Source organism: Pseudoxanthomonas japonensis (assembly GCF_010093445.1).
Classification (GTDB): Bacteria; Pseudomonadota; Gammaproteobacteria; order Xanthomonadales; family Xanthomonadaceae; genus Pseudoxanthomonas_A; species Pseudoxanthomonas_A japonensis.
This window is the reverse complement of sequence record NZ_PDWW01000029.1, coordinates 1-26,352: the sequence shown is the minus strand read 5'-3', so window position 1 is coordinate 26,352 and position 26,352 is coordinate 1. Positions and strand designations below refer to the sequence as shown.

Here is a 26,352-nt window from a genome sequence, read left to right as displayed (position 1 = left end):
GCGCTTGTGCCCGGACGCATTTCGTAATTAACTGCGGTGAAGATGGGCCGGACACGATCCGCGCACCAACACGGGGGACAACCGATGAACGACGACCACGCTCTGGCGCGCGTGCTCGAGCCGCTGTACGAATCGATCCTGGACCCGGACCGACTGGACGATTTCAATGTCCTGCTGGGCCAGGCCACGCACAGCCATCTCACCGGAATCCTCGGCCACGACCTGGGCTGCGGACGCGGCAGCGTGACGCGGGTGGCCGGTGCGGATCCCGAGCGTATGGCGGCGGAAATGCGACCGCTCAACCTCAACGTGGACCCTTGGGTGAGCCGCGCGATGCCGCAGCTCGCCACCGGGCGCGTGTTCAATACCGAAGACCTGCTGCCCAATGCACAGATGCGCCGCACCGACGTCTACAACGCCTACTACCGCCAGTTCGGCGTGGAGCAGCAGGTGGCGGCGGTGGGCCACTACGACGGGATGAATTCCATCACGCTGTCGATCTGCCGCGACGATCGCCACCGCCTGTTCGACGAGGACGAGCTCGGCCTGTTCCAGCGCGTGGTGCCGCACTGGGTGAACGCCTACGCCATCATGCGCCGGCTCGAGCTGCTGCAGCGGCGCGTCGATTCGCTGGAGACGGCGCTGGAGCAGTCGCCGATGGCGATGTTCACACTGTCCGCCAACCGCAAGCTGCTGCGTGCGAATGGAGCTGGCGACCACCTGCTTGGCCTGGGTGTCCTGCAGCGCACGGGAGGAGGACAGTTGGCCGCGCCGGGCTGGCAGGATGCCGCCCTGCAACAACTGCTTGCGCGCGCCACGCTGGCACGACCGGATGGCCGCGGGGGCGATGTCGAGAAGCTGGTGGTGCAGGCGCCCGGCATCGGCGCCGTGGCGATCACCGCGCATCCGCTGGCGCCGCCGCTGCTGGCCGGCGATGCGGCATTGCTGGTCTTCGTGCAGCCCACCGCGTCGGCAAGCCCTGTGCGACTGGAACAGGCCCTGCAGCACCTGTTCGGCCTCACTGATGCCGAGCGCCGTCTTGCCGTGGCGATGCTGCAGCATACCGACCTCGCACTCGCGGCGCAGGCCTGCGGCATCGCGGTATCGACGGCACAGACACGGTTGAAGGTGGTGTTCGACAAGACCGGCGAACGCAGCCAGACGGCGCTGGTCCGGCTGCTCGCCGCGCTCAACGCCGTCTGCTGACGGCGCTCAGGCTCACGACATCGCGTGGAACTGGCGCGTCAGCCACGCCTTCGACGGCAGCGCGCGCGCGGGCTCGCGGATCAGCCGGTGCAGCGGTGATCCGCATTCGGACAGATACGGTTCGTCCTCCATCACCAGCACCATGCGCAGCAGGTCAACGCCGCCCGGCAGGATCGCCGGGGGCAGGTATTCGCGGAAACCGTAGTGCTCGAACACGCCATGCAGGAACGGCTCGCACGCCAGCAGGCAGAACTGGATGCGCGACTCCTGCGCCCAGCGGTAGGCTTCTTCCATCAGGCGATCCACCACCGGCTTGCTGCGCTGGTCGGCCTGCACCGCGAAGCGCGTGCCCACCGCCACCTGCGACAACGGCCAGGTGCGCGCGAACTCGTCGATCCGGAACAGGCTGCCGTACTCCACCTGCACCGCCAGCGGCGAGAAGTCGTGCAGGCGCAGCGTCGCGATCGCCTGCTGGCCCTTCTCCACCGCCAGCGTGGTGCCGCAATCGTCCAGGCCATCGGTGACGCGCTTGCTGCGGTCGCCGAACTGGCCCTGCTCGTGGAAGTAGACCTCGCGGCGCAGGCGCGGCACGTCGCCCAGCGGCTCCCCGGGCTGGATGCGGTGCATCCGTAGTCCGATGCCGGCCAGCGCCGCCTCGGCCGACGCCGATGCGATACGCGCTTCGCGGGCGGACATCGGCACCCGGTGGTTGAACGTTTTGTCCTGCTCCATGCCACTCCCTCGCCACGGCGCGGCAGCGCGCGAGGCCTGTGCTTCGGGAACCGCGGCGCCGGCAGGACGGCAGACGGTCAGTCGGTAGGGGACATCCCCACGCGGGCTATCAAGCAAGCATCGGGCCAACTGTGGATTGCACGCGCATGTGGCCCGCCGCCACGCGTCTGCCGCGCATTGCGCGGTCCCGGCCGTGGCGCAGGGGACTGCGCCGGAGTGACGCGCTGCGTCAGATTGCGTCGCCCGACAAGGACATCGCGCAGCCGCGTCTCGGCCGTGCCGTCATGGCTATACTCGCCCGCGGCATCCGGTGGGGACCGGGCGCCACAAGGAACGTCACACCACACAGGGGAACTCAATGCACGTCCATCATTTCGCCCGCATGGCCGCATGCGTGGCCGCGCTCGCGCTGCTCGCGGGCTGCGCACCCAAGTCGTATTCCGTCCGTCACCCGGCGCCCTCCGAGCAGCTGGTCTTCGGCACCAGCGCGCCTGCCACGACGCTGGCCCTGGTCGATGCCCGTCCCGGCGCGGGCCGCGCCTTCTCCAGCGGCATCCTGCCCGCCGCCCTGACGGTGGACGGCGCGCCGCTCGATGCCGCCGGCTACCTGGCCAGCAACCTGCAGGCCGAGCTGGTGGCGCGCGGCCTGCCCACGCAGGTCGACCTGGGAGGCACGGGGCTGCCGACGCTGGAACTGACGGCATTCCGCATGCAGAACCATCGCGCCAACGGCTTCAGCCCGTTCGTCACGCTGACCTTCCTGGGTGGCGAGCTGGTGACGTCGGAAGGCAAACAGCGCCTCGGCGTGTTCGTGAAGCGCGGCAAGGTCCCGGTCTGGAGCTTCGATGAAGTCGTCGAGCCCACGTTCAACCAGCCGCTGTCGCTCGCCATCAAGGAACTGGCGGCGAAGATCGCCGCCCGCCTGCACGGCGCGCGCAGCAGCGATGCCGATGTGGACCGTCTGGTGAAGAAGATCGCCACGCGCGGCGACGACAGTTATCTGGACGTGTACGCGCTCGGCTTCACCAACAACCCGACGGCGATCGGCCCCATGGCGGTGCTGGCGCGCGATCCGGACGAGTACGTCCGTCTGGCAGCCATTTCCTCGCTGGGCACGCTGGGTGCGGTCGACCAGCTGGAGCTGCTGACATCGATCTACCGCGACGGCACGCTCTGGCAGGACCGCGCCATGGCCCTGAAAGCCATCGGCGACCTGGATTCGCCTGCCGCCGATGCGTTCCTTGCCGCGGAACATGCCGCGCTGGAGGCCAGGGCCGGCGACAAGGAAGTCGACTGGACGCTGCAGGTCGTCCGTCTCTACCGATAGGCCTTCGGCCCGCTCACCTGAAGGCCCGCTCCGGCGGGCCTTCGTTTTCCCTGCCGTCAGGCGGGCTCGTCCGGGATCTGCGCGCTCTCGAGCCGCGCGATGCAGTCCTTCAGCCACAGCTTGCGCTTCTTCAGGCGCTTGATCGCGACCTCGTCGGCGTCCGCGTCGTCGACCAGCCGCACGATGGCTTCGTCCAGGTCGCGATGCTCCACCCGGAGCGCGGCGATCTTCTCGGCGATGTCGGCGGGGTTGTCGATGTCCACGCCGCGAGCGTACACCGCCGGCGGCGAGGGCGTCACCGCACCCCGGTACAATGGCGCCATGAGTACCGTCCTGCCCCTGCCCGACCCCGTCCTGCGCCGCCCGGCGGTCGATCCCCGCCGTGTCGCGCATGAGCAGGGCAAGCTGGCCAAGCGCCTGCGCCGCCAGGTCGGCCAGGCGATCGCCGATTTCGGCATGATCGAGGAGGGCGACAAGGTGATGGTGTGCCTGTCCGGCGGCAAGGACAGCTACACGATGCTGGACATCCTGCTGCAGCTGCAGAAGAAGGCGCCGGTCCGCTTCGAGCTGGTGGCGGTGAACCTGGACCAGAAACAGCCCGGGTTTCCCGAGCACGTGCTGCCGGAGTACCTGGAGCGCGTCGGCGTGCCGTTCCACATCATCGAGCAGGACACCTATTCGGTGGTCAGCCGGGTGATCCCGGAAGGCAAGACGATGTGCTCGCTGTGCTCGCGCCTGCGCCGCGGCTCGCTGTACAGCTACGCCGAAGAGAACGGCTTCACCAAGATCGCGCTGGGCCACCACCGGGACGACCTGGTGGCGACGTTCTTCCTGAACATGTTCTTCCACGCCAAGCTGTCGGGCATGCCGCCCAAGCTGCTGTCGGACAACGGCAAGCACGTGGTGATCCGCCCGCTCGCCTACGTGCGCGAGGACGACATCGCCGAATACGCCGAGGCCAGGGGCTTCCCCATCATTCCCTGCAACCTCTGCGGCAGCCAGGAGAACCTGCAGCGCAAGCAGGTCAAGAAGATGATGGATGCGTGGGAACGCGAGACGCCCGGCCGCATCGAGACCGTCGCGCGCGCGCTGGGCGACATCCGGCCCTCGCAGCTTTCCGACCCGAACCTGTTCGATTTCCTCTCGCTGGGCCATCGCGACGGCGCGGCGTTGCCCAACGCCCATGCCTGGCTGGCGGGCGAGCCGCACGCGATGGCCGACGACGACGCTTGACCGCACGTTTACCCAACGTCGTCATTCCCGCGGAGGCGGGAACCCAGCGACGTTCGACAGATTCCCAGGCGCCCGTGAAAGGCACTGGGTTCCCGCCTTCGCGGGAATGACGAGCAAACACGAACCACCCCTTCCCAACCCGGTCCTTTCATGTTCTTCCGCAACCTGACCCTGTTCCGCTTCCCCACCTCGCTCGATTTCTCCCAGCTCGATGAACTCCTCCCCGAGGCCGCGCTCAAGCCCGTCGGTCCGCTGGAACTGTCCTCGCGCGGCTTCATCTCGCCGTTCGGCCGTGGCGAAGAGGCCCTGTCCCACCGTATCAACGACGCCATCTGGCTGAGCGTGGGCGGCGAGGACAAGATCCTGCCCGGCGCCGTGGTCAACGACCTGCTGCAGAAAAAGCTGCTGGAGATCGAGGCGAAGGAAGGGCGCAAGCCCGGCGGCAAGACCCGCAAGCGGCTGAAGGACGACCTGCTGCACGAACTGCTGCCGCGCGCGTTCGTGAAGCCGTCGCGCACCGATGCGCTGATCGACCTGGAACACGGCTTCATCGCCGTCGACGCGTCCTCGCGCAAGACCGGCGAGAACGTGGTGTCGGAAGTGCGCCGTGCGCTCGGCAGCTTCCCCGCGCTGCCGCTCAACGCCGAAGTGGCCCCGCGCAACGTGCTGACCGGCTGGATCGCCGGCGAGCCGCTGCCGGAAGGCCTGTCGTTGGGCGAGGAATGCGAGCTCAAGGACGCGATGGAAGGCGGCGCGGTGGTGAAGTGCCAGAACCAGGAGCTGCAGAGCGATGAAATCGCCAAGCACCTGGAAGCCGGCAAGCAGGTCACCAAGCTGGCGCTGGTGCTGGACGACCACGTGTCGTTCGTCCTCGGCGAGGACCTGATCGTGCGCAAGCTGAAGTTCCTCGACGGCGCGGTCGACCAGCTGGAGAACACCGACCACGACGACCTGCGCGCCGAACTGGATGCACGCTTCGCGCTGATGGCGGGCGAGCTGAAGCGGCTGTTCCTGGTGCTGGAGCACGCGCTCAAGCTCAGCAAGGCCGACTGAGCGCACGCGGCCGCGGCGGCCCATCCGCTAACATCGCCCCATGCCGTCCCTGCTCCAGCGCCTGATCACCCGCACGCCCCGCAGCGTCGAGCGCGACACGGTGACGATGCAGCTGGAGGACGGTCGCACGATCGACATCCAGCGCGTCCGCGATCCGCGGGCGAAGCGCTTGAAGCTCAGCATCGACGAGCGTGGCGCACGGCTGACGCTGCCGTGGCGCGCCAGCCTGGTGTCGGGCGATCGCTTCCTGCACCAGCATCGCGGATGGCTGGCCGAGCAGCTCGCGCGCCACGCGCCGGACGACGATGCGCCCGCGTTCGTCCCGGGGGAGACGACCCACCTGCCGTTGCGCGGCGAGGACGTTCCCCTGCGGTGGCACGAGGGCCGCTTCGCCCGCATCGAGCGGCTGGATGACGGCATCCACATCCACCTGCCTGCCCGCGTCAGCGACGTCACCCTGCGGCGGACGTTGCGCGCGTTCTACGAAGCCGAGGCGCGCGCCGACATCGGACGATGGCTGCCGGGCTACCTCGCCGGCCTGCCCCGCGCGCCACGCCAGATCCGCCTGAAGGTGATGTCCTCGCAATGGGGCTCGCTGGCGCCGGACGGCACGCTGACGCTGGACCTGGCGCTGGTGCTGGGCCGACCGTCGGCGTTCGAGTACGTGCTGGTCCACGAACTCTGCCACCTGCTGCAGGCCAACCATTCACCGGCCTTCTGGCGGGAGGTCGAAATCCGCTTCCCTGCCTGGCGCGATGAGCGGGCGTGGTTCCACGCCGAGGGACGCCGGCTGAAAGCCCGGCTGCACCGGCTGCTCAACACCCCGTAGGGCGCCGCTGGGCAGCGCGCGCCGCCCATGTCCTGAATGAGACGCGCGTCACGAATTGAGGGCAAGCCGGATCCGGCGGGCCGGCAGGGAGCGCCGGGCCGCCGGCCGGCCCCTTCCTTCCGTCGCCTGTCCGCCATGACCCAGCGTCCGCCCACGCCACATCCGCCCTTCCCGTCCAATGTCGCGACCCTTCCGCGCGCGCCCGGCGCCGGCAACGCCTCGCGGGAGTTCTCGCTGTACAACCTCCCGGCCACCGAAACGGCGACCAGCCTCAACGCGCGCCGCGCGCTGATGAGCCGCAAGAGCCTGTCGGTCGAGGAAGCCGGCGCACGCGCCCGCGAACGACGCCGTGATGCCAGCCGCATCCAGCGCTTCGACCGCCTCGGCAAACTGCTCGCCCTGCTGTTGCCCGCCGCCGCCGGCGTGGCGTGGCTCGGCAGCACGCACGACTCCATTCCCGTGCTGCTCGCCGGCTACATCCTGTCGGGACTGGCGGCTGCGGGACTCATCGCCCGCCTGACACGGACACCGGCCGCGGCGCGCGCACCGCTGGAGCACTACTACCTGCCCAACGAACAACTGGCCAGTGCGGAAGACATCGCACTCCTGCGCCGCCTGGCACAGCAGGACCGCGAGCTGGACGCGGTCACCACCGCCTGGTGGCGGAGCAGCGCGCCCATCCGGAAGGGCGACGTGGCGCTGGCCATGGACTTCCATGCCGCCAAACGCGGCGGATCAGGACGCCAGGAAGCCTGAGACCACCGCGGCGACGCCGGCGGGATCTTCCATGTGCAGGTGGTGGGTACCAGCGATGACATGCAGCCTGCCGTCAGGCAGGCGCGCGGCACGCTGCGAGCGCAGCGGTTCGGGAAAGTAGGGCTGCGGCGGATCGGCGTAGACCACCGTGGTGGGACAGGTGATGCCGGCCACCAGGGCCGACAGCTGCGCCTCGTCGAGGCGTTGCGGCGTGGGCAACGTCAGCCGTTGATCGCTGCTCCAGACGAAGCCGCCGTCCACCGGCCGCACGCCGCGCTCCACCAGCAGCCGCGCCGCCGGCTCGCTCAACTGGTTGGCCAGCATGCGGGCGCGCACCGGCGCGGCGAGATCGGCGAACACGCGCAGCGGCTTCCCGGGCAGCGCACGCGCGGCAGTGATCGCCTCGCGCCAGCGGTCGGCGGTGCGTTCGACGGTTTCCGCCAGGCCACCGAGCGCTTCGATCACCACCAGCCGCCGCACGCGCTGCGGCACTGCCGCCGCCATCAGGCTGGCGATGCCGGCGCCCATCGAATGACCGAGCAGCGAGAACGTGTCCCAGCCCAGCGCATCGGCGATGTCGAGTACCGCATTGACCGCCACCCCGCTGGTGTACTCGGCGCCGGGCGCAAGATGCGCGCTGCGGCCATGGCCCGGCAGGTCGGGCGCCACCAGCTGCACGCCCGGCAGGTGATCCGCCAGCGGGACGAAGCTGGCCGCGTTGTCCAGCCATCCGTGCAGTGCCAGCACCCGCGACCCGTCGTCGCCCCCGCGCAGTCCCGTGATGCGGCCCAGCGGAATGTCGACGGTGAACTCGCGCAGCGTCATGCGCCCGTGCCGGCCGCGCGTTGCGCAAGCGCGACCAGCGCGTCGGCGTGCAGCCCATCGTCGTTGAGGCAGGCGATGTAGCGCAGATCGCCGCCGGCGTGGGCGAACTGCTCGGCGAAACCGATCCCGACTTCCTCCAGCGTCTCCAGGCAGTCCACCGCGAAACCGGGACACACCACGTCCACCTTGTGCACCCCTCGCGCGGCGAGGGCCTGCAGCGTGGTGTCGGTGGCAGGCTCCAGCCAGCGCTCCTTGCCGAAGCGGGACTGGTAGGTCAGCGTCCATTCGTCGTCGCGCAGGCCCAGCGCCTGCACGATGGCGCGCGTGCTGGCCTCGCACTGCTGCGGATACGGATCGCCGTTGCGCGCCAGCCGCTGCGGCAGGCCGTGGTAGGAGAACAGCAGGTGCTCGCCCGCACCGTGGCGCTCCCGCCACTGCCGGATCGACGCCACTACGGCGGCCACCCAGCCCGAATCGACCGAATAGTCGTCGATGAAGCGTACCTCGAGCCCCGCCGACGCTCGCGCAACGACATCGCGCACCGACTCGGTGGTGGTCGTGGAGTACTGCGGATACAGCGGCAGCACGACCACGTGACGGATACCCTCGGCGCGCAGCGCCTGCAGCCGCTTCGCCAGAGAGGGTTCGCCGTAGCGCATTGCATCGAGCACGCGCCAGTCCGGCAGCCGCGACTGCATGGCGGCGGCCAACCGGCGCGTATGCACCGCGAGCGGCGAGCCGTCGGGCAGCCAGATGCTGGCGTACTTGGCAGCCGCCTTCGGTCCGCGCAGCGGCAGGATGACGAAGTGCAGCAGCGGGCACCACAGCCATCGCGTCAGCTGCACCACGCGATGGTCGTGCAGGAATTCGGCCAGGTAGCGGCGGACCGCGCGCGGGGTGGGCGCTTCGGGCGTGCCGAGGTTGACGACAAGCAGAGCGGTGGGAGGGGTGTCAGGCATGCGTGTATTGTGTCAGAGCGCCCGCGGCGCGCCGAATCGATCGGATCCATGATCGCGGTAGGCGCCTGCTGTCAGCACCGATTCATCCGACCCCGCCTACTTTCAGGCAGTTGCAGCCTCCTGCTGCGAAACCCCCTGATGGAGCCGCCATGAACCGCACGTCCCGCCGTCTGCTGCCGCCCACCGCGCTCGCGCTGGCCGCCGCCCTGTTCGCCGGCCAGGCCATCGCGGGTCCCAAGGAAGACGAGCGCGCCACCAACGCGGTGCGCGTGCTCAACGAGATCCAGCGCATTCCCGAGAACGGCATCCCCGACAAGCTGCTGGACGAAGGCCGGGCGATCGTCGTCATCCCCGATACGCTGAAGGCCGGCCTGGTGATCGGCGGCCGTCGCGGCCACGGCCTGATGTCGGTGAAGAATCCGGACGGCAGCTGGTCGCAGCCGGTCTTCATCAAGCTCACCGGCGGCAGCATCGGCTTCCAGGCCGGCGTGCAGTCGTCCGACGTGGTGCTGGTGTTCCGCAACGACCGCTCGCTCGACTCCATCGTCAACGGCAAGTTCACCCTCGGCGCCGATGCCGGCGTGGCGGCCGGCCCGGTCGGCCGCAATGCCAGCGCGTCCACCGATGGCCAGCTGAAGGCGGAGATCTGGTCGTGGTCGCGCGCGCGCGGCCTGTTCGCCGGCGTGGCGCTCGACGGTGCCGTGCTGCAGATCGACGACGATGCGAACACCGCCGTCTACGGCAGCGCCGCCACCCCGCGCGCGATTTTCGAGAGTCGTGCGGGCCAACCGTCGAGCGCGGTGGTCGGATTCCGCGACGAACTGGAAGAGGTCACCGAGCTCGCCCGCGGCAATCGGGGCACCGGCGGCGCGCACACCCAGGCTCGCGCGCCGGCACCGGCCGTCGCGCCGGTGGTGGTCGAAGCCCCGGCCCCCACGCAGACCCAGGGATTCGAGCCGGTGCAGGACGGCGAAGTGCGTACCGAGCCGCTCGACAGCACACCCTGACAGAAGTAATGGGCGGTGGATCGCCATCCCGGCGGTCCGCCTGCGCTATCCTGAGCGCCCCAACTTTCCTGCGAGCACACCATGGGCGGTTTGAGCATCTGGCATTGGATCATCGTGCTGGTGGTCGTGTTGCTCGTCTTCGGCACCAAGCGCCTGCGCAACGCCGGCCAGGACCTGGGCGAGGCGGTCAAGGGCTTCAAGAAGGGCATGAAGGACGACGACGCGCCGGCTGGCCAGCTGAACGACCAGTCGCGCACCGATGAGTCCAGCGCCGCCAAAGAGCGCGACCGCGACGCCAACTGATCGCGCGGCATCGCGGCCGCGGCCATGTTCGATATCGGTTTCAGTGAACTGCTGGTCATCGCGGTCGTCGCGCTGATCGTGCTGGGTCCCGAACGCCTGCCCAAGGCGGCGCGCTTCGCCGGCCTGTGGGTACGCCGCGCGCGCGCGCAGTGGTATTCGGTGAAGGACGAACTGGAACGCGAACTCGCGTCCGAGGAATTGAAGCGCAACCTCAAGGACGCCCAGGACGCCCTGCGCGATACCGAGCAGCGCATCCGCGACAGCACGCGCGAGACCGAGCGCCAGTTCGAGGACCTGCGGCAGGCCGCGCGCGACGACGCGAAGGCGCTGCGCGACGACGTGGAATCCGCCATCACGCCGCCTGCGCTGGCGAAACCACCGGCGGTGGATCCCGCACCGGACTCCGCTTATCCCGTGACGGAAGACGAAGGTCGTCTCGCCTCGAGCACCGACGCGCACGGCGATGCGCCGCAGGACGCGACGCCCGCGCCCGAGTCCGGCACGACCGCCGACCTGTTCCCGCCGAAGGACGCACGATGAACCGCGCATCCCCGGGACAGGAAGCCGAAAGCAGCCTGATGGAGCATCTGCTGGAGCTGCGCACGCGGCTGATGCGCGGGCTGGCCGGTACCGGCATCATCCTGCTCGCACTGCTGCCGTTCGTGCGCCAGCTCTACGACCGCCTTGCCCAGCCGCTGATTTCCCAGCTGCCCGCGGGCCAGGCCACGCAGATGATCGCCAGCGATCCGACCTCCGGATTCTTCGCGCCGATCAAGTTGGCGTTCTTCCTGGCGCTGTTCCTGTCTTCGCCGTGGCTGCTGTTCCAGGCGTGGAGCTTCGTCGCACCTGGCCTCTACAAGCACGAGAAGCGGCTGGCGATGCCGCTGCTGGTGTCGGCCATCCTGTTGTTCTACGCGGGATGCGCGTTCGCCTACTTCCTGGTGCTGCCCAGTGTGTTCCACGCGCTCACGGTGTTCACGCCGGACATCGTGACGCTGGCGCCGGACCCGGCGAAGTACCTCGACTTCGTGATGGTGATCTTCCTGGCCTTCGGCGTGAGCTTCGAGCTGCCGGTGGCGCTGGTGATCATGGTGTTGCTGGGCTGGGTCACGCCGCAGCAGCTGCGCGAGGGCCGCGGCTATGCCATCGTCGGGGTGTTCGTCATCGCCGCGCTGATCACCCCGCCCGACGTGGTGTCGCAGCTGATGCTCGCCATTCCGATGTGCCTGCTGTACGAACTGGGCATCGTCGCGGCGGGATGGCTCAAGCCGCGCACGCGCGCCGACAACGCCTGAGCGATGCGCCGAACGCGCCGCAGCGCGCCCGGACGGCCAACCATCGCGCACCAGCCACGCGATCGCCTCACGGGGCGGGCCTTGGCCCACCGCTCGTGACGCTCAAGCCGTCGTCACGCAGCTCAGCAAACCATGAAGCGGCTCGACCGCAGATGATCGCCTGTCGTAGAGCGGAGCTTGCTCCGCTGCTCTGCGGCCGACCTTGGTCGCGGCTCAGTCGAGCAAGCTCGACTCTACGGAATGCGGCGCCCGGGCCGGTCTCGGCTGGCACGCTCAAACAGAAGGAACGACCCGCTTGGTAAGGTGGGCCTCGGCCCACCGTCTGCCCTGCCCGACGCTCAGACTTCGATCCGGGTCGGCGCCACAGAGCCACCCGGCGCAGCCGACGCCTCGCCCAGCATCTGCCGCCACGCCGCATACGCCGCACCCGCCAGCACCGGCATGACCAGCGCCATCAGGGTGAACTGCCACAGGCCCATCGCAATGGCGCCGCCCACGACCAGCGCCAGGATCGAGGCGACCAGCAGCGAGCCCATGCCCACGGCGAAGATGGCGATGCCGGCCAGCAGGTAGAACACCAGCATCGCGGTCCAGTTGTGCACGCAGGCGCGCAGGCTGTTGCGCATGGCGTCCATGACGTGCGTGCCGGAGAACAGGATCTGCGGCGACGCGATGAACGTCATCCACTCCACCGCCACGAAGACGACGGTCACCAGCAACAGCCACAGCAGCAGGCGGCCGGCCGGCAGGCCTTCGACCAGTGAAGGATCCGGCTGGCCACCGGCAGCGGCGATGGTCTGCATCTTCTGGTAGACATCGGCCAGATGCTGCAGCTGTTCGGTGCCGACGAGCACGAACAGCAGTGCGCCCATCACCAGCGCAGCCAGCAGTTGCGGCAGCAGCGTGGCCAACAGTGCCGGCGCATGGCCGTCGCGGACGGGCTGCAGCAGGTTCGACGGCTGCGCCGCGCGACCCTGGTCGACTTCGCGCACGGCCCACAGCATGCCCGCAAAGAACAGCGGCCCGGCCAGCACCAGCAGGAACTGCATGGCCAGCGTCATCGCCGGCAGCGTCACCGCCACCAGCGCCACGACCATCGACAGCAGGCCCCACAGCACCGCCAGCGTCGCCAGCGGCACCGGTGCGCGCTTCAGCAGGGCGAAACCCGCCAGCAGCCATTCTGCGCCGGCACTGGCCGGCACCTTGTTGATCGTCGACATCGGGGTTCTCTGGGAGAAGTACAGCAGGAAGGCTCAGCGCGCGTGCAGGCCACGCGCATGGCGGACGAACCGCCGCAATAGTTTGCGGGCTTGCGGCGCCGCCGTCACGCTGCGGGCGATGGTGCCGGGGCAGCGGCCCTCGCTGCGCAGGTGGTCGGCACGCGCGTGCACGTAACCGCGCATGTGGTGGGTGGCGAATTCGGGGTGGAACTGCACGCCCCAGGCGCGGTCGCGCCAGCGGAACGCATGGCAGTCGTCCTGCTCCGACCGTGCCAGCACGGTGGCGCCTTCCGGTGGCCGCGCCACGGTCTGCACGTGGGTGGCGTGCGCGGTGAACTTCAGCGGCAGCGCCGAGAACAGCGGATCGTCCTGCGCATGCGGGTGCAGGTCGATGTGGACGGTGCCGGATTCGCGCCCGGCCGGATTGTAGGCGACCTCGCCGCCCAGCGCGTGCGCCAGCAACTGGTGGCCGTAGCAGATGCCCAGCAGCGGCAGGCCTTCGTGGGCGGCATCGCGCAGCCAGTCGGCGCTGCGCTCGCTCCAGTCGGCGCGGTCGGTGACCATCGCGGCGGAGCCGCTGACGATGACGCCGGCAAACCCCTCGCGCGAAGGAAGCGCATCGCCGCGCTCGACGTTCGCCACCACGGTCTCGTCCGCCTCCAGCCCGGCGGCCACGCGGATCCAGTGCGGGAAGCCGCCATAACGCCGCATCGACTGCACCGGCTGTCCGGTTTCGACGATGAGGAAGGGGGCTTTCACGGAAGTATCCACGACGGCGGCGAACGGGCGAAAAGCGGCGGAAGGACAAGGGCTTGCCCGTATACTAGCCCGCTTTTCCGCAGTGCACGATAACGCGATGGCCGGACAAACCATTTCACCGGTAACCACCTTCCAGGGCCTCAGTTTCCAGGCCCTGATCCAGACTCTGAACCAGTACTGGGCCGAGCAGGGCTGCGTGCTGATCCAGCCGCTGGATCTCGAAGTGGGCGCCGGCACCTTCCACCCCGCCACCTTCCTGCGCGCCCTCGGTCCCGAGCCGTGGAATGCCGCCTACGTGCAGCCCAGCCGCCGCCCCACCGACGGCCGCTACGGCGAAAACCCAAACCGGCTGCAGCGCTACTACCAGTACCAGGTGGTGATGAAGCCGAACCCCGACAACATCCAGGAACTCTATCTGGGCTCGTTGAAGGCGCTGGGCATCGATCCGCGCGTGCACGATCTGCGCTTCGTCGAGGACAACTGGGAATCGCCGACCCTCGGGGCCTGGGGTCTGGGTTGGGAAGTCTGGTTGAACGGCATGGAAGTCACCCAGTTCACCTACTTCCAGCAGGCCGGTGGCCTGGAATGCCGCCCGGTGCTGGGCGAGATCACCTATGGCCTCGAGCGCCTCTGCATGTACCTGCAGAACGTCGACAACGTCTACGACCTGGTGTGGACGGTCGGTCCGCAGGGCGTGGTGACCTACGGCGACGTGTACCACCAGAACGAAGTCGAGCAGAGCACGTACAACTTCGAACACGCCAATGTCGACGAACTGTTCAAGCGCTTCGACGCGTACGAAGCGGAAGCCTTCAAGCTCGTGGAAGCCGGCCTGCCCCTGCCCGCGTACGAGCAGGTCACCAAGGCCAGCCACAGCTTCAACCTGCTGGACGCGCGCCGCGCGATCTCCGTCACCGAGCGCCAGCGCTACATCCTGCGCGTGCGCAAGCTGGCGCAGGCGGTGGCCGAGGCGTACTACGCGCAGCGCGAGAAGCTGGGTTTTCCCGGGCTGAAGAAAGAAACCGCTTGAAGCCCCTCTCCCCTCGGCGACCGCAGGAAGTCCCTGTGGGAGAGAGGGGTTGGGGAGAGGGTCCGGCGGAATCCGGATGGTTCACCGCCACGGACTCCGCCGCACCCTCATCCGCCCTTCGGGCACCTTCTCCCGCAGGGAGAAGGGAACAACTCAAGGTTGCATGCACATGAGCGAACAAAAATCCCTGCTGGTCGAACTGGGCACCGAAGAGCTGCCGGTCAAGGCGCTGCCGGGCCTGGCGCAGGCTTTCTTCGATGGCGTGATCGCGGCGCTGGAGAAGCGCCGCATCGGCTACGAACGCGGCGACGCCAAGCCGCTGTACACGCCGCGACGCCTGGCGGTGCTGTTGCCGGCGGTCGACGTGGAACAGCCGGAGCAGAAATCCGAAGTGCTCGGCCCGTACCTCAACATCGCGCTGGACGCGAACGGCGCGCCGACCAAGGCGCTGGAAGGCTTCGCGGCGAAGGCCGGTATCGACTGGACGCAGCTGGAGCGCACCACCGACGGCAAGGGCGAGCGTTTCGTCCACCGCGCGGTGAAGCCCGGCGCGAAGACCGCCGACCTGCTGGCCGACATCGTGCGCGAGGCGCTGGCCGGCATGCCGATCCCCAAGCCGATGCGCTGGGGCGACCACGACTACGCCTTCGCGCGGCCGGTGCACTGGCTGGTGCTGCTGCTCGGCAACGATGTGGTGCCCGCCGATGTGCTGGGCGTGACGTCCGACCGCATGAGCCGCGGCCACCGCTTCGAGCACGACAAGGCGGTATGGATCAACAATCCCGACGACTACGTCATCGCCCTGGAAGGCGCGAAGGTGCTGGTCGATCCCGACGCGCGCCGCGCACGGATAGCCGCGGAAGTGCACAAGGCGGCCGAGCAGGCGGGTGGCAGCGCGCGCATCACCGACGACAACCTGGAACAGGTGGTCTGCCTGACCGAATGGCCGGCGGCGGTGCTGTGCAGCTTCGAATCCGCGTTCCTGGCCGTGCCGCAGGAAGCGCTGATCGAGACCATGGAGATCAACCAGAAGTTCTTCCCGGTGCTGAGCGATGGCGGCAAGCTGACCGAGCATTTCATCGGCATCGCCAACATCGAGTCGCAGAACGTCGACGAAGTGCGCAAGGGCTACGAGCGCGTGATCCGTCCGCGCTTCAGCGATGCGAAGTTCTTCTTCGACGAGGACCTGAAGCAGGGCCTGACGTCGATGGGCGATGGCCTGAAGACCGTCACCTACCAGGCCAAGCTGGGCAGCGTGGCACAGAAGGTAGAGCGTGTTGCCGAGCTAGCCGAATGGATCGCAAAAGAGATCGGCGATGAAATCGGCGTTTATCCAGCATCAGCACGTCGTGCTGCTGAGTTGAGCAAAAACGACCTGCAATCGCGCATGGTCAACGAGTTCCCCGAGCTGCAGGGTATCGCCGGCCGTCACTACGCCCTCGCCGCCGGCGAACCGAAGGAGATCGCGCTGGCCATCGACGAGGCCTACCAGCCACGTTTCGCCGGCGACGACATCTCGCTCTCGCCGCTGGGCAAGGTGCTCGCGATTGCCGAGCGCCTCGATACGCTGGCCGGCGGTTTCGCCGCAGGGTTGAAGCCTACCGGCAATAAGGATCCGTTCGCACTGCGGCGAAATGCGCTTGGGCTTGCGCGAACGATCATTGAATCGGGCTTGAATATTCGCCTCAAGCCTCTCTTGGCGCTTTCCAGCTTTTTTTCGAACACAATGGTCGTAATTGCCACTTTGCCTAACAAGGCCGCAGTAGCTGAAGTCGCTGGCGCCCTGAGCACCGCAGCCGTGCAAGATCTGAAAAACGAGCTCTTCGGGCCAGAAGTTGCTCAGGACCGTTTCTTGAAAGTGCTGGAGCTGACCAAGGATCAATCTCAAGAACTCTACGACTTCATCCTCGACCGCCTGCGCAGCTACTACGCCGACAAGGGCGTGCCTGCCGCGCACTTCAATGCCGTCGCGGAACTCAAGCCCGCCTCGCTGTACGACTTCGACACCCGCCTGGACGCCATCGGCACCTTCGCCACACTGCCGGAAGCCGACGCGCTGGCCGCCGCCAACAAGCGCATCGGCAACATCCTGAAGAAGGCCGACATCCCCATCCCGCACGCCATCGATCGCGCGCTGCTGACCGACCCGGCCGAAAGCGCGCTGGCCGAAGCGGTGGAAGCGGTGCTGGGCGAGACCGACGAAGCCCTGCACCACCACGACTACGTGACCGTGCTGAACCACCTCGCCCGCCTGCGCCCGCAGGTCGACGCGTTCTTCGACAGCGTGATGGTCAATGCCGACGACCCGGCCGTGCGCGCAAACCGCCTGGCCCTGCTCAAGCGCCTGGCCGACCGCTTTCGCGCGGTGGCGGCGATCGAGCATCTCTCGGGCTGACGCCCTCGCATTGCGCCCCCTCCTCCGCTTGCGGGGGAGGGCTGGGGTGGGGGAAGGCGCGATGCGTGGGTCGCTTGGATGGACATCACTCGCGTCATGTTTCTCTCGCCCCCATCCCGACCTTCCCCCGCATGCGGGGGAAGGAGCGCATCGCGGCGATCGCATGTTTCCGTGAACGATGCGCTTCGTGATCGCGCCCACCCTTCACCCCGCTTAACCCGCACCGGGTATCCTGCGCGCATGCGTCGATTCCCCCGCCTCGCCACCTTCGTCGTCCTGCTCGCCGCCACGGCTCCGGCCTGGGCTGCCGCCATCGTCGACAAGGTGCAGGTCGAAGGTCTGGACGACGAGTTGATGATCGAAAACATCAACGCCGCGCTGTCGCTGAACGACTCGCTGGGCAAGCGGCTCGGCGAGTCGCGGCTGGAGTACCTGCTCGGCGAGGCCGTGGCCGAGGCGCGCGAGGCGCTGGAGCCGTTCGGCTACTACTCGCCCACCGTCACCCTCGACGCGCCCCGCACTGAAAGCGCCGAAGACGAACGCCTGACCGTCACCGTGCGCGTGCAGCTGGGCGAGCCGGTGCGCGTGCGGCGGCGCGACCTGTCCATCGAGGGCGAAGGCGGCGACGACCGCTACCTGAAGGAAGACCTGGCGGCGTTCGCGCCGAACGTCGGCGACGTCTTCGACCACACCACGTACGAAGCAAGCAAGCTGGCCATCGTGCGGCGCCTGGCCGACCGCGGCTACTTCGATGCCGACTTCACCCATCGCCGCGTCGAGGTCACGCGTGCCGACCACGCCGCCGACATCGCGCTGGGCTGGGTCAGCGGCATCCGATACGACATGGGTGCCACCACCTTCCACCAGGACAAGTTCGACCCGGGCCTGCTGGAGAAGCTGGTGTACTGGGAGGAAGGCAGCTACTTCCACCAGGGCAAGCTGGACCGCCTGCGCGAATCGCTGTCGGGCCTGGACTATTTTTCCAGCATCGACATCCAGGCCAACCCCGACAAGGCGGTCGACGGCCGCGTGCCGATCGACGTGAACCTGGAACTGGCCAAGCGCGACATCTACACCGCCGGCCTGGCGTACGGCACCGAGAGCGGCCCCGGTATCCGCCTGGGCCTGGACCGCCGCTACGTCAACTCGCGCGGGCACAAGCTGTCCACGTTCCTGGACTACGCGCAGAAGCGCAAGACGCTGGTCACGCAGTACCGCATTCCCGCGTTCAAGTGGCTGGACGGCTGGTACACCGTCGGCGTGCAAGCCAGCGACGAACAGACCGACTATATCGACCTGCGCCACGTCGAGTTCACCGGCAGCCGCAGCGGCCAGGTGAGCGAGGACTGGACGGCGGTGGCGTCGATCCACGCGCTGCGCGAGCGCTGGCGCTACGTCGAGGACGATCCGCTCACCGGCCTGCCCGACACTACCGTCGAGTACGCCACGTTCACCTACCCGTCGCTGCGCGCCGACTACACCAACTCGCCGGTCGGCTCGAACCGTCCCGACCAGCTGGCCGGTTCCATCCTGCTGCGCGGCGGCGTGGATGGCGCGGGCTCCGATGCCAACTTCCTGCAGTTCCACATGCGCGCACGCTGGTCGCAGCGCTACAAGACGAACAGCGCGCTGATCGTGCGCGGCGAATACGGCCACACCTTCACCAGCTCGCTGGTGGCGATGCCGCCGTCGCTGCGCTTTTTCGCCGGCGGCGACCGCAGCATCCGCGGCTACGCCTGGCGCGAGGTCGGCCCGCGCCGCGGCGACTACGCGCTGGGCGCGAAGAACGTGCTGACCAGCAGCGTCGAATACGAGTTCTATCCGAAGGGCGGTCCGTACGGCGGCGCGGTGTTCGTCGACACCGGCAGCGCCTTCGATGGCACGCGCCCGGACCTGAGCACCGGCGTGGGCGTGGGCTTCCGCTGGCGTTCGCCGGTCGGACCGGTACGCCTGGACGTGGCGCACGGCCTCAACGATCCGGACTCCAGCTTCCAGATCTACCTCAACATCGGGACGGATCTGTGAGGAAGTACAAGCTCCCCGACGACCTGACGCCGGAAGAGCGCGAGGCGCGCATCGCCGAACTGCGCGCGCGCCGCAAGGCACGCATGCGCACGCTGGCGATCCGCAGCGCGATCGGCACCGGCGTGCTCACCGTGCTGCTGTGCATCGGCCTGTACTGGCTGCTGCAGACCGTCGCCGGCCGCGACGTGCTGCTGGCGCAGATCAAGGCGCGGCTGCCGGCGGACGCGTCGTTGGACTATCGCGAGGTGGAAGGACCGATCGCCGGCCCGCTGACCCTGCGCGGCGTGGACTTCCGCTGGGACAAGATCCACTTCACCGCCGACGAGGTCTACCTGGAGCCGGACCTGCGTCCGCTGCTGGGCAAGCGCCTGCGCCTGGACGTGCTGAAGCTGCGCGGCGCGATGCTCGACGTGCCGGAGAGCGACGAACCGTTCGAGTTGCCGCACTGGCCCGACCTGCTGCCGCAGATCGAGATGCCGTTGGCGATCCAGGCCGATGCACTGGGAATCGATCGCTTCCTGATCCGCCAGGGCGGGCAGCCCGTCATCGACATCACCCATGCCAGCGGCGGCATCGACATCGGCAATGGTTACGTGATCGCGGAGAAGCTGGCCATCGCCAGCGACCGTGGCGCCTTTGGCGTACATGGAAGCTACGCGCCACGCGATGGCTACGCGACCGATCTCACGGCCACCGGCGTGTTCCCCGCATCGCTCGGGCGCACACCGGCGCGCATCGGACTGGTAGCCCGCGGCAACCGTGCGCGCATGAATGTCGGCGTGTCCGGTGCCGCACCGGCACCGCTGCGCGCCACGCTGACGCTGCGCGGCGAGACCAAGCCGACCTGGAACTTCGCGGCGAAGACCGAAGCGCTGGATCTCTCGCTGCTGGGCGTGATGGACGACAGCACGCCGGTATCGTTCGACCTGGTCGCCAAGGGCGCCGGCGGTGCGGCCGACCTGCAGGGCACCGTGCAGCAGGGCGACATCGCGGTGGTGATCGAACCCTCGCATGCGCGCATCGATGGCGAAGTGCTGACCGTCGAGCCGCTGGCGATCCGCGCGTTCGATGGCTACGCCTCGCTGCGCGGCCGCGCCGATTTCACCGTGCCGGAGAATCCCGAGTTCCGCTTCGCAGTCAACGCGCGCGGACTGCGCTGGGGCGCGGAAGCGGACAGCATGATCGGTGCCGAAGGCGACTTCGGCGTGGCCGGCAAACTCGAAGCGTGGGCCGCGATAGGCAAGGCCACGCTGACCCGTGGCGACGACAGCGCACTGCTGGAATTCGATGGCAGCGGCAACGCCGAGCGCGCGCAGCTGAAGACGCTGCGCGCCACCATGCCGACAGGCACGCTGGACGCCACCGGCACCGTCGGCTGGTCGCCGGCACTGGACTGGGACGTCACCGCCACGCTCGCCGGCTTCGATCCCGGCTACTTCGCGGCGGGCTGGAACGGCAACGTGTCCGGTCAGCTCGCATCGAAGGGCAAGCAGCGCGAAGACGGCCTGTTCCAGGGCACGCTGGACATCCCGAGGCTCAACGGGCGCCTGCGCGACCGCGCACTGGATGCGCGCGGCACGTTCGCCCTCGATGGCAACAACGGCTCGGGCGATCTCGCGCTGTCGCTCGGCGGCAGCCGCGTCACCGCCAAGGGCAAGGTCGGCGATACGCTCGACATCGACGCCGCGTTCGACCCGCTCAACCTGGCGGACCTGCTGCCGGACGCCAGCGGCACGCTGGCCGGCACGGTCAACCTGACCGGCGCCCGCACTGCACCGAACGTCGATGCCGACCTCGGCGGCCAGAACCTGCGCTGGAACGACTGGAGCGCCGGTACGCTCAGCCTGCGTGGTCGCCTGCCGTGGCGCAGCGGCGACGGCAACCTCGCCTTGCAGGGCAGCGCGATCGATGTCGGTACCGTACTGGACAGCGTCAGCGTGACGGCGCGCGGGGCGGTGGAAGACCTGCGCTTCGACGGCGACGCGCGCAATGCGATGGGCGCGGTCGCGCTGTCGGGCACGGCGCAGAAACGTGGCGCCAACTGGCAGGGCACGCTGGATGCATTGCGCATCGCGCTGTCGAAAGGCAGCCCGTGGACGCTGCGGCAACCGGCACGCTTCGCGCAGAACGGTGCCAACTGGACGCTGTCGGAAAGCTGCCTCGGCTCGGACATCGGCGGCGCGCTGTGCGCCAGCGCCAACTGGCCGCGGCAGGGGCTGGAGATCCGGGGCGAAGCGTTGTCGCTCGCCCTGGTGCAACCGTGGCTGCCGCCCAGCGACGGCCGCCCGCTGACGCTGCGCGGCGAGTTCACCCTCGATGCGACGCTGCGTCCCGCCGGCAATGCGTGGCAGGGTGAAGTGCACCTGGCCTCACTCGACGGCGGCCTGAAGATGGGCACGACCGCGCGTGGCGAGATCATCCGCTACGACAACTTCACCCTCGATGTGGACTTCACCCCGCAGCGGATCCAGGGCCGCTTGGGCACCGGCTTCAAGGGCGACGGTTACGTCGATGCCACGTTCAACACCGGCTGGGATGCGTTCGCGCCGCTGAAGGGCGACCTGTACTTCCACAACTCGCGCCTGTTCTGGCTGGAACTGTTCTCGCCGGACCTGGTGCGTCCGCAGGGCAAGCTGGCGGGCCACATCGGCGTCGCCGGCACGCGCGGACACCCGCTGCTCAGCGGCGAAGCGACGTTGACCGAGTTCACCGGCGAACTGCCCGCGCTCGGCGTGTCGCTGGCCGACGGCGGCGCCGAACTGGTCGCACTGTCCGACGGCAGTGCGCGCATCAGCGGCAGCATGAAGACCGTGTCGTCCACCGGCGGTACCGGGACCGGTGGCGTGCTCAACGTCACCGGCACGCTGGGCTGGAACAACGACACCACGCCGCTGCAGTTCCAGGTGCGCGGCGACAACGTGCTGGTCTCCGACACCACCGACCTGCGCGCGGTCGCGTCGCCGAACCTGCAGGTGGGCTTCGCCGACAACACCATCCAGGTGCGCGGCGAGGTCGGCATCCCGTCGGCGACGATCGACGTCGAAAAGCTAGACGATGGCGTCTCCGCATCGGAAGACGTGGTGGTCCTCGACCCCGTCGATCCGGAGCGCGCGCCCAGTTCGCGGCTGGATCTCGATCTGGCCCTGAAGGTCGGCGACAAGGTCGAACTGAAGGGCTACGGTCTGGAAGGCACGCTGGCGGGTACCATGCACGTGCGCTCGCAGCCGGGCCGCGAAATGCTGGCGACCGGCCGGCTCGACGTCGACGGCCGCTACGAAGCCTACGGACAGAAGCTGCGCATCACCCGCGGCGAACTGACCTGGAGCAACAACGCCGTCTCCGATCCGCGCATCAACATCCGCGCCGAGCGTGAGGTGGTCAGTGCGGGCGTCACCGCCGGCATCGACGTCACCGGCCGCGCCAGCCAGCCGCGCGCGCGCGTCTGGTCGAATCCGTCGATGTCCGAGTCCGAAGCCCTCGCCTACCTCGTGCTGGGCCGTTCGCTCAACACCGCCAGCAGCGACGAAAGCCAGCGCATCAACGCGGCCTCGTCCGCACTCGGCGCCGGCGCCGGCCTGCTGGCCTCGCAGCTGGGCGCGAAGATCGGCCTGGACGATGCCGGCGTACTGGAGTCGCGCACGCTGGGCGGCTCGGTCTTCGGCGTGGGCAAGTACCTGTCGCCGAAGCTGTACGTCAGCTATGGCGTGTCGATGGTGGGCTCCGGCTCGGCGGTGACGCTGAAGTACCTGCTGCGCAAGGGCTTCGACGTGGAAATCGAGTCCAGCACCATCGAAACGCGCGGCTCCATCAACTGGCGCAAGGAAAAGTAGCCGTGCCGCCGTCGTTGACGGCACGGCGCCTGCGCGCACACGGCATCAGCGCACCCGTCGCGGCCTCGCCGGCCGAGGCGGTGCGGCACATGACCGCCATGCAGGCGCAGGACTACCACGCCGCGCTGTGGGCGGTCGGCCTGCGGACGAAGGGGTCGTCGCTGGCGCAGGTCGAAGACGCCATCGCGCGCGGCGAGATCGTGCGCACCTGGCCGATGCGCGGCACCCTGCACCTGCTGGCGCGCGAGGACGTGCGCTGGATGGTCGCCCTGCTCGCGCCGCGTGTGCAGGCGGCGAATGCCACACGTCTCGCGCGCGATTTCGGCCTCGACGCTGCGACCCTCGCCCGTGGCCGGTGGGTGATGGAACACGCCCTGTCCGCCGGTGCGCCGGTCGCGCGCACCGAGCTGTACGCGCAGATGGAAGCCGCCGGCATCGCCAACGCCAACCAGCGTGGCTTGCACCTGCTGAACTGGCTGGCGCACGAAAGCGTGATCTGCCAGGGATCGCGCCAGGGCAAGCAGTCGACCTTCGTGCTGATGGATGCCTGGGTGCCGCCAAGCGCAGCACTCGATCGCGACGAAGCGCTGCATCGTCTCGCGTTGCGCTACCTGCAGGGCCACGGGCCCGCGACTGCCGCCGATCTCGCGTGGTGGTCGGGACTGACGCAGAAGGATGCCCGGCTGGCGCTGACGTTGGCCTCATCCGCGCTCGAACAGGAGACGCATGACGACACGACATGGTGGTGGCGATCCGACGCGCCTGCACCGTCGCGATCCCGTGCGGTGCACCTGCTGCCCGCGTTCGACGAATACCTGATCGGCTACCGCGACCGCACGCCGGTGCTGGATACCGCGCAGACGCGACGCGTCTTCAGCGTCAACGGACTCGTGGCGCCCACGATGATCGTCGGCGGACGTGTGGCGGCGACGTGGAAGCGCGGCAGTGCGGGGGACGACGATGTCGTACTCGATCCCTTTCGCGTGCTGGACGACGCTGAACGTACCGGCATCCAGCGCGCGGTGCAGCCCTGGCGACGCTTCCTCGGCGATCCGCACTGACGAGGCGACACAGGCCGTCATTGCCGCACCGGGACGGGCCCGATATCGTTTCCGTCTCGTTTGCAGGATTACGACCATGCGCCATCGACGTTCGACGACCGCCCTCGCCCTGGGCATCGCCCTGTCCCTGCCCGCCCACGCCGATGAAGGCATGTGGATGCCGTCGCAACTGCCGCAGCTGGGCAAGACGCTGCGCGAGGCCGGCTTCAAGGGTGATCCGAAGACCTTGGCCGACGTCACCGCCGCGCCGCTGAGCGCCGTCGTGCGTGCCGGCGGCGGCACCGGCGCATTCGTCTCGCAGGACGGCCTGATCCTGACCAACCACCACGTCGCCTATGGCGTGATCCAGTACAACAGCAAGCCCGGGCACAACCTGATCGACGACGGTTTCATCGCCGCCGACCGTGCGGGCGAACTGCCGGCGAATCCGGACTTCCGCGTGCTGGTGACGGTCGGCTACGACAAGGTCACCGACACAGTGCTGAAGGAGACCACCGGCAAGACCGGACGCGCCTACTTCGATGCGGTGGATCGCGCCAGCAAGGCCATCGTCGCCGAGTGCGAGGCCAAGGGTGGCGTGCGCTGCAGCGTCGCCAACATGTACTACGGCACCGACTTCTACCGGATCACCCAGCTGGAGCTGCGCGACATCCGCCTGGCCTACGCGCCGCCGCGCGCGATCGGCAACTATGGCGACGAGATCGACAACTTCATGTGGCCGCGCCACACCGGCGACTTCACCCTGCTGCGGGCCTACGTCGGCAAGGATGGCAAGCCCGCGGCCTACAGCGCCGACAACGTGCCCTACCGTGCACCGGCGCACCTCGCACTGGCGAAGGACGGCCCGAGGGCCGGCGACTACGCGATGCTGGCCGGCTACCCGGGCATCACCTACCGCCATCGCACGGCGGCCGAGTTCGAAGAACAGATCGCCTGGACGCTGCCCACGCGCGTAGCGGTGTTCGACCAGCTGATCGGGGTGGTGGAAGCGGCTGGCGCCAAGGATGCCGACGCCAAGACGCGCTATGCCGCCCAGTTGCAGTCGCTGAAGAACCAGCGCAAGCGCGCCGCCGGCGAACTGGAAGGCCTGCGCCGCAGCGACGCCGTGCGCGTGCGCGCGGAAGACGAGCGCGGCATGCTCGCCACCAATGCCGCTGCAAAGGAACGCGCCGACATCGATGCGCTCGCGGCGTCGATCGCCGGCGGTTCCGCGATGCGCGAGCGCGACCTGCTGCTCAACTTGTTCGGCGCGCAGTCCCAGCTGATGCGCACGGCCATCACGCTGGAACGCCTGCGCCTGGAATCCGCCAAGCCGGATGCCGAACGCGAGAACGGCTTCCAGGCGCGCGACCACGCCATGATCGAAGGCGTCCTGAAGCAGGTGCAGCGCCGCTATTCGCCCGAGGTGGAGAAGGCGCTGCTCACCATCCTGCTGACGCGTTACCAGCAGCTGCCGGACGCGCAGCGCCTGCCCGCCTTCGATACCGCGTTCGGACGCACGCCTGCCACGCTCAGGCAGGCCCTCGACACGCTCTACGCTGGCACGAAACTCGGCGACGAAGCCGAGCGCCTGTCGCGCTTCGCGGCGGCTCGCGAAGGCAAGCCGCTGGCTGCCGATCCGCTGATCGACCTGGCGGCGACGCTGGTGCCGGTGCAACTGGCGCTGGAGAACGAACGCAAGACGCGCGAAGGCGAGCAGTTGCGCCTGCGCCCGGCTTACATGCGCACGCTGTTCGCCTGGCGCCAGCAGCAGGGCCGCGCGCTGTACCCGGATGCCAACGGCACCCTGCGCGTAAGCTTCGGCAAGGTCGACGGCTTCTCGCCACGCGACGGCGTGCAGTACACGCCGGTGACCACGGCGGCCGGCATCGTCGAGAAGAACACCGGTACGGCGCCGTTCGACGCACCGAAGCCGCTGCTGGACGCCATCGCCAAGCGCGACTTCGCCGGCACGGAAGATCCCGTGTTGCAGACGCAGACGGTCAACTTCCTCACCAACCTCGACACGACCGGCGGCAACTCCGGCTCGCCCGTGCTCAACGCGCGCGGCGAACTGATCGGCCTGAACTTCGACAGCAACTGGGAATCCGTCAGCGCCAGCTGGATGTTCGATCCGCGCTACAAGCGCGCCGTCCACGTCGACATGCGCTACCTGCGCTGGCTGATGGGCAAGGTGTATCCGGCGCCGCACCTGTTGAAGGAAATGGGCGCACCGTGACGCCCGACGACGACCCGCGCCCCCTCGAACCCGAAGCGCCGCTGCCCAGCGACTGCTGCAACAGCGGCTGCCCGATCTGCGTGCACGACCTGTATGCCGAGCAGTTGCAGCACTACCGCGAGCAGCTGGCGGCGTGGAAGGCGCGGCATCCCGAAAGTTCACTGTAGGAGCAACTGTCTTTTAGCTGGTTCGCCACTCGGTCTGTTCGCGGACCATGGCATTGAGGCGGATGAGCAGGACGCGCATGCAGGCGGTGATGGCGACTTTGGCGGCCTTTCCCTGCTGGCGT

Annotated in this window: 23 protein-coding genes; 17 read left to right on the top strand and 6 right to left on the bottom strand. The window is 68.7% G+C overall.

Annotation, left to right across the window (positions count from 1 at the left end; genetic code table 11):
* Positions 1–84 precede the first annotated feature (84 nt).
* On the top strand, positions 85–1,206 hold the full coding sequence (locus tag CSC78_RS16340) for a helix-turn-helix transcriptional regulator (RefSeq protein ID WP_162338927.1): 1,122 nt from the start codon (positions 85–87) through the stop codon (positions 1,204–1,206).
* Positions 1,207–1,218: 12 nt separating this feature from the next.
* Here the strand turns inward: CSC78_RS16340 and CSC78_RS16335 are convergent, their stop codons facing one another.
* Complete coding sequence (locus tag CSC78_RS16335; RefSeq protein ID WP_162338926.1) at positions 1,219–1,938, bottom strand: N-acyl amino acid synthase FeeM domain-containing protein; 720 nt, start codon at positions 1,936–1,938, stop codon at positions 1,219–1,221.
* 358 nt (positions 1,939–2,296) lie between these two features.
* Here CSC78_RS16335 and CSC78_RS16330 point away from each other — a divergent pair, with 358 nt between their 5' ends.
* Complete coding sequence (locus CSC78_RS16330) at positions 2,297–3,265, top strand: HEAT repeat domain-containing protein (protein ID WP_162338925.1); 969 nt, start codon at positions 2,297–2,299, stop codon at positions 3,263–3,265.
* A 56-nt stretch (positions 3,266–3,321) separates the two neighbouring features.
* On the opposite strand, the gene CSC78_RS16325 is transcribed toward CSC78_RS16330, so the two are convergent.
* The gene (locus CSC78_RS16325) at positions 3,322–3,588 is read right to left on the bottom strand and encodes a YdcH family protein (RefSeq protein WP_202924203.1); all 267 of its coding nucleotides are present in this window, start codon (positions 3,586–3,588) and stop codon (positions 3,322–3,324) included.
* Between CSC78_RS16325 and ttcA the strand changes: the two genes are divergently transcribed.
* From ttcA to CSC78_RS16305, 4 genes are all read left to right on the top strand, one after another.
* Positions 3,587–4,498 carry a tRNA 2-thiocytidine(32) synthetase TtcA gene (gene ttcA, locus CSC78_RS16320; RefSeq protein ID WP_162338924.1) on the top strand — a complete coding sequence of 304 codons (912 nt, stop codon included), beginning with the start codon at positions 3,587–3,589 and terminating at the stop codon, positions 4,496–4,498. The two genes, CSC78_RS16325 and ttcA, sit on opposite strands and share 2 nt — an antisense overlap.
* A gap of 150 nt (positions 4,499–4,648) precedes the next feature.
* Positions 4,649–5,551, top strand: coding sequence for a recombination-associated protein RdgC (locus CSC78_RS16315; RefSeq protein WP_162338923.1), 903 nt, complete (start codon positions 4,649–4,651; stop codon positions 5,549–5,551).
* A gap of 40 nt (positions 5,552–5,591) precedes the next feature.
* Positions 5,592–6,380 (top strand): M48 family metallopeptidase, encoded by a 789-nt coding sequence (locus CSC78_RS16310; RefSeq protein WP_162338922.1) that lies wholly within the window; start codon positions 5,592–5,594, stop codon positions 6,378–6,380.
* Positions 6,381–6,515: 135 nt separating this feature from the next.
* Positions 6,516–7,136, top strand: coding sequence for a hypothetical protein (locus CSC78_RS16305; protein WP_162338921.1), 621 nt, complete (start codon positions 6,516–6,518; stop codon positions 7,134–7,136).
* Here the strand turns inward: CSC78_RS16305 and CSC78_RS16300 are convergent.
* Entirely contained in the window at positions 7,116–7,961 is an 846-nt protein-coding gene (locus CSC78_RS16300; RefSeq protein ID WP_162338920.1) for an alpha/beta fold hydrolase, read from the bottom strand. The two genes, CSC78_RS16305 and CSC78_RS16300, sit on opposite strands and share 21 nt — an antisense overlap.
* On the bottom strand, positions 7,958–8,920 hold the full coding sequence (gene hemH / locus CSC78_RS16295) for a ferrochelatase (protein WP_162338919.1): 963 nt from the start codon (positions 8,918–8,920) through the stop codon (positions 7,958–7,960). Before hemH ends, CSC78_RS16300 begins: the two co-directional genes overlap by 4 nt.
* Positions 8,921–9,069: 149 nt before the next feature.
* On the opposite strand from hemH, the gene CSC78_RS16290 reads away from it, so the two are divergent.
* The 4 genes from CSC78_RS16290 (at position 9,070) to tatC (ending at position 11,525) form a co-directional block, all read left to right on the top strand.
* Positions 9,070–9,927, top strand: a complete 858-nt coding sequence (locus CSC78_RS16290) for a lipid-binding SYLF domain-containing protein (protein ID WP_162338918.1) — start codon at positions 9,070–9,072, stop codon at positions 9,925–9,927.
* 81 nt (positions 9,928–10,008) lie between these two features.
* Positions 10,009–10,230: a Sec-independent protein translocase subunit TatA gene (tatA, locus tag CSC78_RS16285; protein WP_162338917.1), complete on the top strand. Its 222-nt coding sequence runs from the start codon at positions 10,009–10,011 to the stop codon at positions 10,228–10,230.
* A 24-nt stretch (positions 10,231–10,254) separates the two neighbouring features.
* Positions 10,255–10,770 (top strand): Sec-independent protein translocase protein TatB, encoded by a 516-nt coding sequence (gene tatB / locus CSC78_RS16280; RefSeq protein WP_162338916.1) that lies wholly within the window; start codon positions 10,255–10,257, stop codon positions 10,768–10,770.
* Positions 10,767–11,525, top strand: a complete 759-nt coding sequence (gene tatC, locus CSC78_RS16275; protein WP_162338915.1) for a twin-arginine translocase subunit TatC — start codon at positions 10,767–10,769, stop codon at positions 11,523–11,525. The genes tatB and tatC overlap by 4 nt, the downstream gene beginning before the upstream one ends.
* A gap of 338 nt (positions 11,526–11,863) precedes the next feature.
* On the opposite strand, the gene CSC78_RS16270 is transcribed toward tatC, so the two are convergent.
* Positions 11,864–12,745, bottom strand: a complete 882-nt coding sequence (locus CSC78_RS16270) for a BPSS1780 family membrane protein (protein ID WP_162338914.1) — start codon at positions 12,743–12,745, stop codon at positions 11,864–11,866.
* A 33-nt stretch (positions 12,746–12,778) separates the two neighbouring features.
* Positions 12,779–13,504: a glutamine amidotransferase gene (locus CSC78_RS16265; protein ID WP_274379370.1), complete on the bottom strand. Its 726-nt coding sequence runs from the start codon at positions 13,502–13,504 to the stop codon at positions 12,779–12,781.
* Between the two features lie 97 nt (positions 13,505–13,601).
* Between CSC78_RS16265 and glyQ the strand changes: the two genes are divergently transcribed.
* The 7 genes from glyQ to CSC78_RS16230 all read left to right on the top strand — a co-directional run bounded on the left by glyQ (position 13,602) and on the right by CSC78_RS16230 (position 26,230).
* The gene (gene glyQ, locus CSC78_RS16260; protein WP_162338912.1) at positions 13,602–14,534 is read left to right on the top strand and encodes a glycine--tRNA ligase subunit alpha; all 933 of its coding nucleotides are present in this window, start codon (positions 13,602–13,604) and stop codon (positions 14,532–14,534) included.
* Positions 14,535–14,703: 169 nt separating this feature from the next.
* Positions 14,704–16,929, top strand: coding sequence for a glycine--tRNA ligase subunit beta (glyS, locus tag CSC78_RS16255; protein WP_162338911.1), 2,226 nt, complete (start codon positions 14,704–14,706; stop codon positions 16,927–16,929).
* 240 nt (positions 16,930–17,169) lie between these two features.
* The gene (locus CSC78_RS16250) at positions 17,170–18,954 is read left to right on the top strand and encodes an autotransporter assembly complex protein TamA (protein WP_162338910.1); all 1,785 of its coding nucleotides are present in this window, start codon (positions 17,170–17,172) and stop codon (positions 18,952–18,954) included.
* A gap of 83 nt (positions 18,955–19,037) precedes the next feature.
* Complete coding sequence (locus CSC78_RS16245) at positions 19,038–22,784, top strand: translocation/assembly module TamB domain-containing protein (RefSeq protein ID WP_162338952.1); 3,747 nt, start codon at positions 19,038–19,040, stop codon at positions 22,782–22,784.
* Positions 22,785–22,786: 2 nt separating this feature from the next.
* On the top strand, positions 22,787–23,845 hold the full coding sequence (locus tag CSC78_RS16240; protein ID WP_162338909.1) for a winged helix DNA-binding domain-containing protein: 1,059 nt from the start codon (positions 22,787–22,789) through the stop codon (positions 23,843–23,845).
* A 76-nt stretch (positions 23,846–23,921) separates the two neighbouring features.
* Positions 23,922–26,063 carry a S46 family peptidase gene (locus CSC78_RS16235; RefSeq protein WP_162338908.1) on the top strand — a complete coding sequence of 714 codons (2,142 nt, stop codon included), beginning with the start codon at positions 23,922–23,924 and terminating at the stop codon, positions 26,061–26,063.
* On the top strand, positions 26,060–26,230 hold the full coding sequence (locus tag CSC78_RS16230) for an oxidoreductase-like domain-containing protein (RefSeq protein ID WP_162338907.1): 171 nt from the start codon (positions 26,060–26,062) through the stop codon (positions 26,228–26,230). The genes CSC78_RS16235 and CSC78_RS16230 overlap by 4 nt, the downstream gene beginning before the upstream one ends.
* Positions 26,231–26,352 lie beyond the last annotated feature (122 nt).

Coding starts and splice junctions, on each gene's coding strand:
- CSC78_RS16270 (WP_162338914.1), bottom strand. CDS start 12,745: ATGTCGACGATCAACAAGGTGCCGGCCAGTGCCGGCGCAGAATGGCTG.
- CSC78_RS16250 (WP_162338910.1), top strand. CDS start 17,170: ATGCGTCGATTCCCCCGCCTCGCCACCTTCGTCGTCCTGCTCGCCGCC.
- CSC78_RS16310 (WP_162338922.1), top strand. CDS start 5,592: ATGCCGTCCCTGCTCCAGCGCCTGATCACCCGCACGCCCCGCAGCGTC.
- CSC78_RS16235 (WP_162338908.1), top strand. CDS start 23,922: ATGCGCCATCGACGTTCGACGACCGCCCTCGCCCTGGGCATCGCCCTG.
- tatC (WP_162338915.1), top strand. CDS start 10,767: ATGAACCGCGCATCCCCGGGACAGGAAGCCGAAAGCAGCCTGATGGAG.
- CSC78_RS16340 (WP_162338927.1), top strand. CDS start 85: ATGAACGACGACCACGCTCTGGCGCGCGTGCTCGAGCCGCTGTACGAA.
- CSC78_RS16305 (WP_162338921.1), top strand. CDS start 6,516: ATGACCCAGCGTCCGCCCACGCCACATCCGCCCTTCCCGTCCAATGTC.
- tatB (WP_162338916.1), top strand. CDS start 10,255: ATGTTCGATATCGGTTTCAGTGAACTGCTGGTCATCGCGGTCGTCGCG.
- CSC78_RS16290 (WP_162338918.1), top strand. CDS start 9,070: ATGAACCGCACGTCCCGCCGTCTGCTGCCGCCCACCGCGCTCGCGCTG.
- CSC78_RS16325 (WP_202924203.1), bottom strand. CDS start 3,588: ATGGCGCCATTGTACCGGGGTGCGGTGACGCCCTCGCCGCCGGCGGTG.
- CSC78_RS16335 (WP_162338926.1), bottom strand. CDS start 1,938: ATGGAGCAGGACAAAACGTTCAACCACCGGGTGCCGATGTCCGCCCGC.
- CSC78_RS16300 (WP_162338920.1), bottom strand. CDS start 7,961: ATGACGCTGCGCGAGTTCACCGTCGACATTCCGCTGGGCCGCATCACG.
- hemH (WP_162338919.1), bottom strand. CDS start 8,920: ATGCCTGACACCCCTCCCACCGCTCTGCTTGTCGTCAACCTCGGCACG.
- ttcA (WP_162338924.1), top strand. CDS start 3,587: ATGAGTACCGTCCTGCCCCTGCCCGACCCCGTCCTGCGCCGCCCGGCG.
- glyS (WP_162338911.1), top strand. CDS start 14,704: ATGAGCGAACAAAAATCCCTGCTGGTCGAACTGGGCACCGAAGAGCTG.
- CSC78_RS16330 (WP_162338925.1), top strand. CDS start 2,297: ATGCACGTCCATCATTTCGCCCGCATGGCCGCATGCGTGGCCGCGCTC.
- CSC78_RS16245 (WP_162338952.1), top strand. CDS start 19,038: ATGCGCACGCTGGCGATCCGCAGCGCGATCGGCACCGGCGTGCTCACC.
- glyQ (WP_162338912.1), top strand. CDS start 13,602: ATGGCCGGACAAACCATTTCACCGGTAACCACCTTCCAGGGCCTCAGT.
- tatA (WP_162338917.1), top strand. CDS start 10,009: ATGGGCGGTTTGAGCATCTGGCATTGGATCATCGTGCTGGTGGTCGTG.
- CSC78_RS16315 (WP_162338923.1), top strand. CDS start 4,649: ATGTTCTTCCGCAACCTGACCCTGTTCCGCTTCCCCACCTCGCTCGAT.